7 protein-coding genes are annotated in these 14,050 nt (G+C 46.8%); all 7 read right to left on the bottom strand.

Going from position 1 to position 14,050, the window contains the following annotated elements:
- Positions 1-38: 38 nt before the first annotated feature.
- Positions 39-7,196, bottom strand: a complete 7,158-nt coding sequence (gene sov / locus H8S84_RS13255; protein ID WP_230407173.1) for a T9SS outer membrane translocon Sov/SprA — start codon at positions 7,194-7,196, stop codon at positions 39-41.
- Between the two features lie 14 nt (positions 7,197-7,210).
- Positions 7,211-7,801: a Holliday junction branch migration protein RuvA gene (gene ruvA / locus H8S84_RS13250; protein ID WP_187067809.1), complete on the bottom strand. Its 591-nt coding sequence runs from the start codon at positions 7,799-7,801 to the stop codon at positions 7,211-7,213.
- Complete coding sequence (locus H8S84_RS13245; protein WP_187067808.1) at positions 7,802-10,078, bottom strand: NADP-dependent malic enzyme; 2,277 nt, start codon at positions 10,076-10,078, stop codon at positions 7,802-7,804.
- Between the two features lie 261 nt (positions 10,079-10,339).
- A complete protein-coding gene (locus tag H8S84_RS13240; RefSeq protein WP_187067807.1) occupies positions 10,340-11,863 on the bottom strand; it encodes a lytic transglycosylase domain-containing protein in 1,524 nt (507 codons plus the stop codon).
- A gap of 6 nt (positions 11,864-11,869) precedes the next feature.
- On the bottom strand, positions 11,870-13,306 hold the full coding sequence (gatA, locus tag H8S84_RS13235) for an Asp-tRNA(Asn)/Glu-tRNA(Gln) amidotransferase subunit GatA (protein ID WP_187067806.1): 1,437 nt from the start codon (positions 13,304-13,306) through the stop codon (positions 11,870-11,872).
- Between the two features lies 1 nt (position 13,307).
- Complete coding sequence (locus H8S84_RS13230; RefSeq protein ID WP_187067805.1) at positions 13,308-13,520, bottom strand: Sec-independent protein translocase subunit TatA/TatB; 213 nt, start codon at positions 13,518-13,520, stop codon at positions 13,308-13,310.
- A 26-nt stretch (positions 13,521-13,546) separates the two neighbouring features.
- A complete protein-coding gene (locus H8S84_RS13225) occupies positions 13,547-13,756 on the bottom strand; it encodes a Sec-independent protein translocase subunit TatA/TatB (protein ID WP_187067804.1) in 210 nt (69 codons plus the stop codon).
- Between the last annotated feature and the right edge of the window lie 294 nt (positions 13,757-14,050).

The raw sequence follows: 14,050 nt of genomic DNA, 5'->3' as shown, positions 1-14,050 counted from the left end.
CTGCCCAAAAATACGGCCTTTTTTGCAATGCCAAAATTTTATTGCAAACTAACTCGCAGTTGAACGCCGCCTTCTGTCACACTGTTTCGGAAAGAGGTAGAAATCTTTGGGTCAGAAACGGTTCGTAGCACATAGAACTGGATATTCACCCGCTGGCTAAGCACATAGTCCACGGTTGGGCGCAGCTGCAATTGGCGTGTGCCGTTCGTAATCTGGTTTTGGCTAACTTCCAGGCCTGTGTCGTCGTCGGTAGAGATGGCACGCTGCACTGTCTGGTTATCACGCACCGAGAAGTCAAGGCGCATAGTTAGTTCGTTCTCTAAAACACGGCGCTTACCAGCGATTCTGAACGGTATCCTGAAATTGCTAGTGGCATAGCCAAAGCCAAACACATAGTCTTTTACATTCGTCTCGGTTACCTGTGCATTGGTCAAATTAAGCGACAGGTTACGCTCAATTTTATACTCTAGTCGGCCGGTTAGGTTTGTCTTGGTTCTAAAGTTGACACCCAACAGCGGTGCCAGCCTTTCTGATACCGTTAGCTGGTTTACAATGTAGTAAGGTACCAACTGGCCAAAGTTGTTGGTGGCAGTTGAAAAACCAGCCGGTTCCTGGTCGTACAGCAGCGATGTGGTAAAGCTGGTGATGTTAAAGCTAGAGTTATAAGCATGTGTAATATTTACCTGGCTAAACCACTGCTGGAAGAACGGCAACTGCGACAGGCCATTATAATCCAAACGCCAGTTCGGAATTGGTAATCGCTTAAATGGGTTGTCGTTGGCATCTGGGGCAAAGCCGCTTATATCACGGTCCTGGTACGCGTACAGGAACGACTTTATAAGTACCTCCTGCGAATTTAAAGTATAAGCCGAATCTGTAGTGGCAGCCGGGTTAGCTGCTAGTAGTTTGTCGCGTACGTTATGGCGGTTACGCACAAATTGCTCAAATGCCTCTGATGTTCCCGCACTGGTAGACTCAAATAGAGTGCCCAAGGCCATAAATGAAGTAGAGAAAGCACCTGTATTGAATGGATTCTGACGCTGGTCTACAACACCCACCTCTCCAAAATCATCAAATTCCTTACGGTAGAAGATTTCTTCAATGGTAGACTTGTTGCGGCGCACATCCAACTGCACATTAAAGCTCTTGAATGGCTCCAAGTTAGCCTGTGCTCTAAAGTCTTCGGTAAGTATACTGCTCAATGGCGTGTTCAGGTATTGGCTGCTATCAGTGTACCATCCGTTTTCTTTCGCCCTGAAGTATAAATTATCCAGATCGTACTGCTTACCAAGTATAAATGGCAGGCCAGGCGCCTCAAAGTCATCATCAAACCCGAAGAACTGTGTGCTTGGCAGGTAGCCCGGCAGCAACGTACCGCGGTTCTGCAAGTATGTAAAGTTGATCGAGCGCGTCATCATAAATGCTCTGGCAAGCGCTTTTGCAAACTTCATTTCAGAGGCAGGCTTCTTAGCTATAGTATCGCCAGGAGCAGGTGCTGCCGCTACAGGAGCAGGCGAGTTTACTGCTTTCAGGAACTTCACCTTGTTGTACAGCTTTACTAAGTCAAACTTACCGTTTACAGTAAACTCGGTGTTGTTCTCTACTGTATTGCCCAGCCTGAAAGTGGTATCCTGGTTAAGAGCCGTAGAGCCTGCTGTCCAGAGATAGGTAACGGCGTAGCGGGTATCGGCGCCGATCCAATCTACCAGCGGGAACTTGTCCAGTGGCAGCTTATAGTTTAAGGCTACCATCTGGTTAAAGTTGGTATTGCGGCCAAAATGCTTTAAGTTATCCCAAATGATTTTATTCTTGTAAGCTAGCGAATCGATCTCATTGTTGATGCGGTTATCCGGTTCATCTACAATAGCTCTGTTGGTGGCTGTGTAGTCTAATGCCAGACTCTTAGTAATGTCCCATTTCAGATCGTAAATACGGTTAAAGTAGAAATACTTCTGGAATGTAGGCGCTATACCTCTGGAGGTGATCAGTCCGGTTTCCGGGTCACGGCGTTGCAGGAATGTTTCGTTATAACGACGGTCCAGATCTGCCCTGAAGTTAAAGCTACTTGGTAGCGGCGTAAAGTTCAGGTCTTTAATCAGGCGCAGGTACGGCGATTTCATACTTTCTGCCTTGGCAAAAGGCACAATGTTTCGTGGCGTAGTATTGTAAGTATAAGCCACGGCACCGTTGTATGTCTTCGTAAAATCTCTGTCGGTTTCGATGTTGCTGAACAGGCGTTCCGCATAAGAGTAGGAGAAGGAGAAGTTCTCGATATCATAAGGCTGAACCTTATCCTCCGGATCAGTCCGCTCTTTGCGCACATTAAGCAAACTTACGCTCTTACGTGTTTCCCGCGTGGTTACTTCTTTCCTATAAGCTTTTTTGGCGTCCTCATCCTCCTTAAATCTTGTAAGCGATTGCTCCAGCGGTACGTCCTTGTCCAGTGGGTCGAACTGAGGCTCGCTGTTAAGGGTACCATACTGCACCGATACCGGTACTCTAATACCTAACTTCTCCGGCAGGAATTTGTCGGCTACAATGTTGGCGCTCACGTCAAACAGGGCAGTATTTTCACGGGCACGCTGCGCGATTTTCTGCTGCAGGCCGCCGAAGCCAATAGTCGTATAGGCACCGGTTGCGGTGATGTTCGCAAAATCTGCCAGTTTGGTGTTTAAGCGGCCGTTAGCTGCCCAACCGGTTTGGTTACGGAAGTCAGTAACGCGCAGCTCGTCTACCCACATACACACAGAATGCGGCTGTCCATTATCGCTAGGGTTACGGATACCGATCATAATACCCTGCACTTCGCTAAAGTCAGGGTTACCTACTATTCGTATAGTTTTGCCGCCTACGTTAACATCAAATGGTCTGAAGCGATCTACACCTGACTGAGAGTTGCGCAGTGCTTTCGCGTCTACGAACTCCTGTAGAGCAATATCGATTTGGTTGCCCCGCGGCCAGATAGCATCTGGGGTCAGACTACCCTGCGGGGTGATCTCCAGCGGCACAACATACTCATAATAGTTTTGGGTAAAGTCGGTGCCGATACGGATAAAGGCCTGCATTTCTCCATCCCGTAATCCTGCCTCCTGGCTCTGGGCATGTATAAACATTTTCAGGCGCTTATAAATAAGCATATCCAAAGAGATATTCTTGTATACTGCCTTCGAGAAAGAATCCTTCAGATCCTCAACACAAAGCTGCAGCGACTGCTCGTTCTGACGGCGATCGTTGGTAGAGGCGTAGTCACGAAGGCGTTCGATGCCAGGAGGAACTACGTAAGGTATAGTGCCCTCTATTTGCTGTCCGTTCTCCTCGATGTTTACTGTTGAAATAGTAAAGGCTTTAGCGTCGTCGGTACAGGTTAAGCATGGATTGCCGTCGGTAATAGGCTGTAGGTACTGGCGCCACTGGTTAGCCACAAACTGGAACTGTACAAAGCGCAGCACCACCGGATCGGCAAACTGAGTTAGGTACATACGCATAAACCTGATAGACTTGAAGCCATTGATGTTCCCCACTGAACCCGTTGGCTGACGGATCGGCACGCGGAACTGGTACCACGTAACTCCTTTTCCTTCTACGGCATCTACAATGTAATTCTGCCCTACATTTAGCTGACCCGGCTGCAGGTCTATCTTATATTCATAATACTGCTCCACATCGCTAATCACGTTGTCGCGGTTCAGGTCTTCTTTGTCTGGGAAGGCATAGTTGGAGAAACGACTGTTTTCCGGGGAGTTGTTCTCCATGCCGTTAAAGTTCTTGTAGCGGGCAAGTATACCTGCATTCTGTCCATCGTAACGTGCATCTAAGTGGTGCAGGAAGTTATCTGCCGATGGGTCATTCAACACGTTTTGTGGAGGTGTGCCGGAAATTAGGTTCAGGAATGTGTTTTGGAAGTATGCCTGCTCCTCGTTATCATTCAAGCCATCCAAACCTATATCCTGTAACTGCCGTCCACCTGCTACGCCTGTAAAGGCATCTGTCAGGAACTGCTGTGTGGTAATACGGCCCCAAAGCGTTTCCTGTACTTTAAGCATGTTGTCCTGCGACACCGGCAATCCGTTTTCGAAAGCGTACAGGTTATCATTCAGCACATCTTCAGATACGTTACCTAAGTTAAATACCAGCTGTCCGCCTTCGTTGCTTGTGATCAGGTTACCTTGAGCATCCTTTCTACCGTTAGGACCGGTAGCGAACGGGTCCATCATCCAGAACTCAATGTATTCAATGTTGGCATTGTCAAAGTCGGTATCGAAGGTGATATCGCGACTGATGCCACCCCAGTTATCACGAGGATCACCGGCTAGCAAACCCTGTGGCGTCAAGTTAGGATTATAATTATACATGCCTCGCTCGCTAGGATAGTAAGCCAGGTCAAATGTATACTCAAAAGTGTTAGCTACTTCCAGGTCGCGACCCGGGAAAACCTCGTTTCTCTGTACCCCACGCACATAGTTATTGGCAAGTTCCTCTTTGGTAATGTTCTTTGGTCTTAAACCGTCTGCATCCCTGTAAAAGATCTGATCGATGGTATACCAGGCAAGTTTTGCGCGGTTATAAGAGTATGCCAGCCCAGCACCCGGTACAAGTGGGGCAGGGGTAGCCGCTAAGCGCCAACTAGAGTTATTAAATCCACCCAGGCTATAAGGTGTTTCAGCCCCCTCAAAGTCATCAATGTAAGAGGCGCCATCCTCGTTTACAGCTGATTTTGTATTTGCCGGTACCAACTGAGCAAACTCACCGCTAAATGTTACCAGCGAAGGCACCTTTGTTTGTATAAAAGGGATCGCATCAGTCATCTTTGTAAGGAAACGCGACTCCCGCTGCATGTTTAAATCAAACCCGTAAATGGTGTTGTTTGAGGGCTCATCGCCTATACTTACGCGGTTAATATAAGGCTGCTCAGACAGGTGTAAAACAGTAGCACCAATGTTTACATCTTCGTTAAGTCTATAATCAAAGCGGGCACCAAGCAAAGAGCGCGGCTGTATGTTCAGCAGTTCTGCTTTCTCGTAAGTTACTCTTAAATCGCTGGCTGAGCTAATGTAGCTTGGGTTCAAAATTTTAATACGGCCAAGGTCGTAGAATACTTGATAGTCTGTTCCCTCTACCAGGCGGGTGCCGCCAGAGTATACTACCACAGATCCCTCTGCAATTCTAAAGCCTGGCAAGGTTATCTCGTCGGCGGAGGTGGCTTGCAGGCGGCCTTTTAAAAAGAACTTGGCCTTTACGTTATTTTGCTGGGCATCCGTCTGTGTCTGGTCATACAACTCCTGGAACACATAACGGTCAATCAGTTCAGGTCGGCCTTCTAGTTTCTGGGCCAGGTAACTACCAAAGGGCTCTACCTGCGGAAAGTATATCCTGCCTGATTCTGTATCAATAGTGATGCCCGGTAAAAAGTCGAAGTTACCATCGCTTGGCTTGTCGTTGTTCGGGTTAACGTTATCGAGGTTTAGCACCTCCACCAGCGGAATGTTCTGGATCGGGCTAGGCTCTTTTAAGCTGGTAATGTCTACACCTGTCTCATCATCCTTGTAGATGATCTGCATCTGGAAGTTTGTGCGATTTACCTGTGTTGCGTCTAGGCTATACACGTTCTTCATCATCAGGTCCCAGGTAGGGTACTCCAATGCAGGGTTGGTGGCGCGCAGCAACTTCATGTGAATTACCTTCTCATCATCCAGGTTCTGGTAATTATCAATCAACTCACCTACCTGATAGGTCTTGCCATTGTAAGTATACTCAAACGCCACGCCCAGCACCTGGTCTGGTAGCAGTGCTGTATTTAAGGAAATGTAACCAAGCTGTGGATTAAACTTATACTCGCGTGGGTCCAGCTTACGGGCACGCACATGCTCAAAATCTACTGTTTTCTGTAAGCCGCGGCTTCTCAGGTATTGGTCTACGCCGGAGTTATCACGTGCCTGAGGATTAGTAAGTATATTGTAGAGTGAGTTTGCCTGATTATCTGCCGGTGCGGTGGCCGGACGGCCAGTATCAAATTGCTCGCGATAAGGGTCTGACTCACCGATATCCATATAGGCAACCATGTTGCGCAGGTTTTCGGTAGAGCGGTTGTTGTTAGTAACGTACAGCTCCAGGCGGCGAATAACAATGCCAGAGTTAACTAAGGGCAGCTTTGCCAGGGCCTGGTCGTAGCGGTTACGGAAGAACTGCGACAGGAAGAAATGCCTGTCTTTGTCGTACTCATCTACCCTAATCAGGAATGGCTTGTTCTGTGCTCCGTTCTGAATAATTACCTCGTCGTTACGGCCACGCACGTTGGAGGCAATGGTTGTAACGCCTAGGCGGCCGAACTGCAGCTGTGTCTTTATACCAAACAGGTTCTGCGCGCCTGTAATAAGCGAGTTGTTCAAGGGCAGGCTTACGTTGCCGGCCTCCACTTTACGGATAATTTCTTCCTCGTAACCAGTGTAATCCAACTTCATGTTGTTTTCGAAATCGAAGTTGGCGTTGTTGTCCCAGTTAAAGTTGATGCGCATTTTCTCACCTACCTTGCCCACTAGGTTCAGGGAGATGTTCTGGTCAAAATCGAAGTCGCCGGTGCGTTGCTGGCGCAGTGGTATAGTAGGGTTCTGATTGCGGTTAAAGCGTGCACCGAATTTAAGCGACACATTACCGTTAGGCTGAATATCTACATAGTTGCCTCCGAAGATACGATCAAAAGCAGGGCTGATGTATATTTTAGGTATAAGCCTATTACTGCTTACTACACTCTCACCATCCAAACCAGCCGACTTGGAGCGCCAGTAATTACGAATGGCCTCGCGCTGCTGCCACTCCGAAAACTGCTGCAGCGTCATAGACGAAGGCGGCCGGTAATTTATGTCTCCTATGGTTTCGGTAATATTGTACTGTTGTAGGCTGTCGTCCAGTTCTACATTTAGCTGCAGATTGCTGGGCTGGCCCAACAGCAGGGGAGAGGAGTTAGAGCGTGTACTGAAAGGGTTGCCGCGCCTGTCGCTAGGCACAAACGTAGGCCGTCTGCTTGGGAGGTAAGCAGTGTCTTTTTTTACTGTATCCTGAAAGGATAGCAGATTTTGAAGAATAGTGTACTTAAATCTGCTCTTTGAGCGCAACTCTTCCGCCTGCGACCACCAGGCCAGCATAGAGATAGTTGCAACCGTCACCAGAAGCAGGTTGTTCTTTTTACTTTTCCAGATCAAATTGGGTATATCTGTTACGATGTTTTCAACGCAAACTTTATCAACTCCTCTACACTCAGATTTCCGCCTTCTCTCTTAATAATCGTATCCAGTGTTTTCTCGGCTACGTTCTTGGCAAAACCTAATGTAACTAAAGCAGATAACGCTTCGGCTCTGTTCGTATTGTGTGCGGCTGCAGGTACAAATGTGTCTGTCAGCAAAGCTTCCTTTTTCATCTTATCCTTCAGCTCAAGTATAACACGCTGGGCCGTTTTAGCGCCTATCCCCTTTACTTGCTGTATTGTTCTTACATCCTCTCTGATAATGGCCTGCTGCACCTCATCTACAGAAAGGGAAGACAGGATCATGAGTCCCGTATTGGGACCCACGCCTGAAATAGATATTAAATGCAGAAACACTTCTTTCTCTGAGGCCGTGGTAAACCCGTAAAGCGTGTGGGCATCTTCCTTTATGTGCAGGAAGGTATGCAACTTACAGCGCTCTCCGGCTGGCAATGAAGAATAAGTGCTTAACGATATTTTGATCTGATAGCCTATGCCATTCACATCTATGATGACGTAGGTCGGATCTTTATGGGCTAGCTTACCATCAATATAGGCTATCATCTATATATGTTGATTATTATAGTTTTGAGCATCTACGACAGCAATAGCCACCATGTTTACAATTTCTCTTATCGAGCTGCCTAATTGTAAGATGTGTACCGGCTTACGCATTCCCATCAGGATAGGACCAATAGCCTCGGCGCCTCCAATCTCCTGCAGTACCTTGTAAGCAATGTTGCCAGAGGTAAGCGTTGGGAACACCAAAGTGTTAGCACCTTTCTCTGCCAACTCGCTAAACGGATAATGCTCGCGCAACAGGTTACGGTTAAGGGCCGTGTTTGCCTGCATTTCACCGTCTATTAGCAAGTTAGGGTATTTAGCCTTCGCTTTTCTAACCGCCTCAGCACCTTTATTTGGGATATCACCCTGTACCGATCCAAAGTTCGAGTACGAAAGCACTGCCATACGTGGCTCTGTATCAAAAAAGCGTACCGTGCGAGCTGTCAAGCCTATTATATCTACCAGTTCATCTGCAGTTGGATTTACGTTCACAGTAGTGTCGGCAAAGAAGTATGGCTCTTTCTTGTTCAGGATGATATACATACCTGCCACTTTGTTGATACCCTCTTCCACACCGATTACCTGCAGGGCCGGGACAATTGTTTTTGAGTAATCTCGGGTTAAACCGGAAATTAATGCATCAGCGTCTCCGCACTCCACCATCATACTTCCGAAGTAGTTCCGGTCGCGCATCAGGCGGCCTGCATCAAAAAGGGTAAGTCCTTTTCGCTGGCGCTTTTTGTAAAACAATTGCGCATACTCTTCACGCTTTTCCGCCTCCTCAAAAGGGTCAATAATGGTAACGCCTTGTAGGTCCAGGTGATTTTCTTCTATGATACTCTGTATGCGGTTGCGGTTACCTAAAAGTACAGGCTTGGCAATTCGCTGGTCTTTTACAGCCTGTGCGGCTTTTAGTATCTTATAGTTGTCTGCCTCAGCAAACACGACTGTTTTAGGATTTTCTTTTGCCTGATTCGTAATACGAGACATCAGCTTTTGGTCGATGCCGATACGCTCCTGAAGCTCCTGCTCATACTTTATCCAGTCTGTTATCGGCAAGCGCGCCACACCGCTATCCATAGCTGCTTTTGCTACAGCCGGCGAAATGGTTGTAATCAGGCGAGGGTCAAGCGGCTTTGGGATCAAATAAAAGCGACCAAAAGAAATAGTGTTGTCGCCGTATGCTTTGTGCACGATCTCTGGTACATCCTCTTTCGCAAGGGCAGCAAGTGCATGTACAGCAGCCAGTTTCATCTCTTCGTTGATCTCGGTTGCGCGTACATCCAATGCACCCCTGAAAATGTATGGAAAGCCGAGCACGTTGTTTACCTGGTTCGGATGATCAGAGCGGCCGGTGGCCATAATGATATCTTCACGGGTTGCCATTGCCATATCGTAAGGAATCTCCGGGTCAGGGTTTGCCAAGGCGAAGATGATCGGATTAGCAGCCATTAGCTTCACGTATTCTGGTGGCAGAACGTTACCTGCTGATAGGCCTACAAATACATCGGCATCCCGCATCGCATCCTCCAGTGTATCCAGTTTGCGCATGGTAACAAACTGTGCCTTATAAATATCCAGATCATTGCGCTCCGGACGAATGATGCCTTCTTTATCGAACATCACGATGTTGTCCATCTTCACACCTAGGGCAACATAAAGCTTAGCGCAGGCAATGGCGGCGGCTCCTGCACCGTTCATTACCATTTTGATCTCACTTATATTTTTGCCGGCAAGCTCCAATGCATTTAGAAGCGCTGCAGAAGAAATTATAGCCGTTCCATGCTGGTCGTCGTGCATGAGCGGAATGTTCATTTGCTCCTTTAGTGCATTCTCTATTTTAAAGCTTTCAGGGGCTTTAATATCTTCCAGGTTGATACCTCCGAAGGTTGGCTCTAGTGATTTTACAATTCGTACAAACTCAGCAGGGTCGGTGCAATCTATTTCAATGTCGAAAACATCAATACCTGCAAACTTTTTGAAGAGAACTCCTTTGCCTTCCATTACTGGCTTAGATGCATCAGGGCCGATGTTGCCTAAACCAAGTACGGCAGTACCGTTAGATATTACACCAACTAAGTTGCCCTTGGCTGTATATTTGTAAACGTTGTCTTTGTCGGCGGCTATTTCTTTGCATGGCTCTGCAACGCCTGGCGAGTAAGCAAGTGCTAGGTCGTGCTGTGTGCTCACCATCTTTGTTGGAACTACCTCTATTTTGCCAGGTTGCCCCTGCATGTGGTAATTTAAGGCGTCTTCTCTGTTTACTTTAGTCGTCATTGTATGCGTCGTTGTGTGTTATTACTGCTCAAGCCTGGACACCTGTTTGGAGTTTCAGCAAAATATATCTTGCTAAAGACCAATTTCATAAGTTTTTCGCGTTAATCCAAAACTGAGCCTCCAAAGATACGCGCTATGAATCCATTGTGAAGCAGAAATTGCAAATATTTATACTTGGAGTTTGTGCTTCGCCAACAAGTATAAAAAAGAGAGCACCCTCTCGCAGCGAAAGGGTGCTCTCTTTTTTATACTTTATAAACTCTAGCCTAAGATCAGTTTCTGGCCTGGCTGTATTGCGTTTGACTTTAGTTTGTTTAGCCTTTTAATTTGCTCTACAGTAAGGCCGTTGTGCTTTTGAGAGATAGTCCAGAGAGTATCTCCTGGCTGCACATGGTATATCAACGATTCTTTCTTTATCTTCTCTATAGCAGATTTAGCTGGGGTAGCTTTGGCTGGCGCAGCTGCTTCCTTATTTACCGCTAATAGTGTAGTGTTCGCTTCATCGGCAGGCTTCATCACAAGTAGCTTTTGGCCGGGCATAATGCTGCTGCCTTTAATATCATTCCACTCTTTCAGATCTTCTACAGTTATGTTGTAATCTTTAGCGATGTTGGAAAGGTTATCGCCGCGGCGTACAACATAGGTAATTTTGTCTGTAGGCTTTGTCTCGTCTTTATCAGGCTTCTCTTCCGTGTTGCTTGCGAGCAAAGCTTTAGACTTCGCCGGCTCTGGAGCTGTTTCTGGTTCAGGATGCTTTACTGGTGCTGCTGCCAGAAGTATACAATCTTTGTCGTTTGCACTTGCCACAAGCTTTGCTGACTGGGCTGGTATCTTAATCCTGTAGTTAAGCAGGTGCTGTGGGATCTTGGTTGTTTTCAGTTCAGGGTTAAGAGCCATTAGCTGCTCTTTTGTGAGGTGCAGTTCCTCTGCCAACTTCTCCAGGTCCACCTCCTTGTTCAGTTCCAGGTAAGCTACATCCGGCGTGTATAGTATAGAATCTGAGAAGATGTTATGCTCAGCTGCATAGTTCATAGCATAGATTACAGCTGTCATGTTAGGTACATAGCTGCGTGTTTCGCGCGGGAGGTGCGGGAAGATTTCCCAGAAAGTTCTTTTGCCACCGCCTGCTTTGCGTATGGCTTTATTTACGTTACCCGGGCCGCAATTATAAGCTGCCATGGCCAATTCCCAGTCGCCGTAGGTTCTGTACAGTCTCTTTAAAAAGCGTAGTGCTGCATCCGTGGACTTTTCAGGGTCCATGCGTTCATCAATGTACTGGTTCTGCTCCAAGCCATACTCCTTGCCCGTAACTTTAATGAATTGCCACAAGCCGACGGCGCCGGCCCAAGATGCTGCCTTTGGGTTAAGACCAGATTCTACAATAGAAAGGTACTTCAGGTCTCTTGGCATGTTGTGCTTTTCTAGGTACTTCTCGAAAAGCGGGAAGTATACATTCTCACGCGTAAGCATCTTACGTGTATACTTTCTGTTGCGGATAGTAAAATAATCTATGTGTGCTCGCACAAAGTTATTGAACACAAGGGGCATATCAGATTCTATACAGCTCAAGCGATCCTGAATAACCTCGTTGGGTTCATTGGGGATATACTCAACCAGTAACGCAAGGTCTTCCTCAGAAAGAAAAGTAGTGTCCTTTACTGGTTTTAGGGTGTCCTCAAGAACGAGTTGTTCCTGAATAAAGCCATAATTGGCAGCCTGCGCGCCAGTAGCACACAAGCTGCCAATTATAGTAGCTAGTACTGTAAATAATCTGAATTGAGTCATGTGGTGTTATGCTTCAACGGTTATCTTGTCCAGGATGTAATTCGAGAAAGCAAGCAGTTGCGGCTCCTCAAATGCACGGGTCATAAGTTGTAACCCGATGGAAAGGCCGTTGGCATCGCGACCAACTGGTATAGAAATGGCCGGGACGCCTGCTAACGAGGCCTGTACGGTGAAGATGTCGGCTAAATACATAGCCAACGGATTCGCTGTATTCTCTCCTATTTTAAATGCTGTAGTAGGAGCAGTAGGCAAGATAAGGAAATCATATGCCTGAAGCAACTCATCCGTTTTTTCTTTTATTAATCTTCTAACGCGCTGAGCCTTTGTATAGTATGCGTCATAGTAATCAGCGCTGAGAACAAATGTGCCCAGCATGATGCGGCGCTGCACCTCAGGACCAAAACCCTCAGCTCTTGTTTTTTTGTAAAGTGAGGTCAGGTCAGTAGCGTTTTCTGAACGGTAGCCATACTTCACGCCATCATAGCGGCCCAAGTTAGAGCTTGCCTCCGCAGTGGTCAGGATGTAATAAGTAGGTACCATGTAGTCCAGGTATGGGAATTCTACTGCCTCCACTTCGTGTCCTGCGGCTTTCAGCATGTCCTTTACGCCAAGTATGGCATCTTTCACCTCTGCATCTAAGCCTTCGCTCTCGAAGCAGTCGCGGATGTAGCCGATTTTATACTTCTTGTCAGTAGCCAGCAAGTCGCTGTAAGCGGGCACCTCACGCTGGCTTGCTGTGCTGTCGTACTCATCTTTGCCTGCCATTACCTCTAACAAGAGCGCCGCATCCGACACGCTTTTAGAAATAACACCGATCTGGTCAAAAGAAGATGCATAAGCGATAAGGCCGTAGCGGGAGATGCGTGAGTAAGTAGGCTTTAAACCCACCACACCGCAAAAAGAAGCCGGCTGACGCACAGAGCCACCCGTGTCGGAGCCGATGGAGGCAAGGCACAAATTAGCCTGAACAGCAACTGCCGAACCGCCTGAAGAACCTCCAGGTACGCGTGTAGCATCATCAGCATTAAGTGCCGGGCCAAACGATGAATTCTCATTAGAAGCACCCATGGCAAACTCATCGCAGTTCTGGCGGCCAATGATAATAGCGTCTTCGGCAATCAGGCGTTGCACTGCCGTGGCAGTATAAAGCGATTTAAAGCCATTTAGAATTTGGCTGGAGGCCTGAAGGCTGTGGCCCTCATATGCCAACACATCCTTAATGCCGATAACCATACCTGCCAGCTTGCCGGCAGTGCCGTTTGCCAGTTTATGGTCAACTATATCGGCCTGTGTGTAGGCTTCCTGCTCAAAAATTTCCAGAAACGCATTTAGCTCAGCCTTTTCTTTGATGTTGTGGATGTAGTGGTCCACCAGCTGACGGCACGTAACTTGCCCATTGGCAATATCAGTGCGAATGTCCTGTAGCGAGTTATACTGTTTCAATCTATTTTGACTTCTTTTCGTCGTCTATAGAACGCTCTAGTTCGTGTTTGATTTCGTTGGTCGCATCTTTAAATTCCCTGATACCGCGGCCAAAACCACGGGCAATGCCAGGAATACGATCTGCGCCAAACAATAATAAGACTGCCGTTAATACAACGAGCATTTCTCCTCCTCCCAGGTCTCCCAGGAAAAGGAATATCGTAGTTAAGCACATAGCCTGTTATGGGCTGGTGTTGGTTATTACTTGCGTTCGTCGTCTTTTACTGAAGACTCGATCTCATTCTTAACTTCTTTAGTCGCGTCTTTAAATTCTCTGATACCACGACCAAGGCCTTTAGCAAGCTCAGGAATACGCTTAGCACCGAAAAGAAGCAGGATTACCACAAGGATAAGAATAACCTCTGTACCGCCAAGACCACCAATAAATAGGAAAATGTTAGTGATTTCCATGTTGTTAAAATTAAATGTATGCTGCAAAATTAGGGTTAATATTTAAATAAACCCACAACAGCCGAGATAAGTTTAATGTCGCATCCGAACAGTATAATATAGTATACAGCTATCTATTGTGCAGTAGGTTATGTATAGCTGATGCCAAATAAATTCATTTGTCTGTGATGCGCCTATATATACGGCAATACTCCCTGTAGTAGATTGGCAGTATGTATATTAAGGTTGTTTCTAAAAATGGGAAGTATGCTTTGTTTTATTTCTCAATTTGGGAAATAAAGATATATGTTCAAT

The sequence above is a fragment of the Pontibacter cellulosilyticus genome, assembly GCF_014306105.1.
GTDB lineage: Bacteria > Bacteroidota > Bacteroidia > Cytophagales > Hymenobacteraceae > Pontibacter > Pontibacter cellulosilyticus.
The sequence above is the reverse complement of the archived record's forward strand: the minus strand, read 5'-3'. Positions and strand labels throughout refer to the sequence as shown.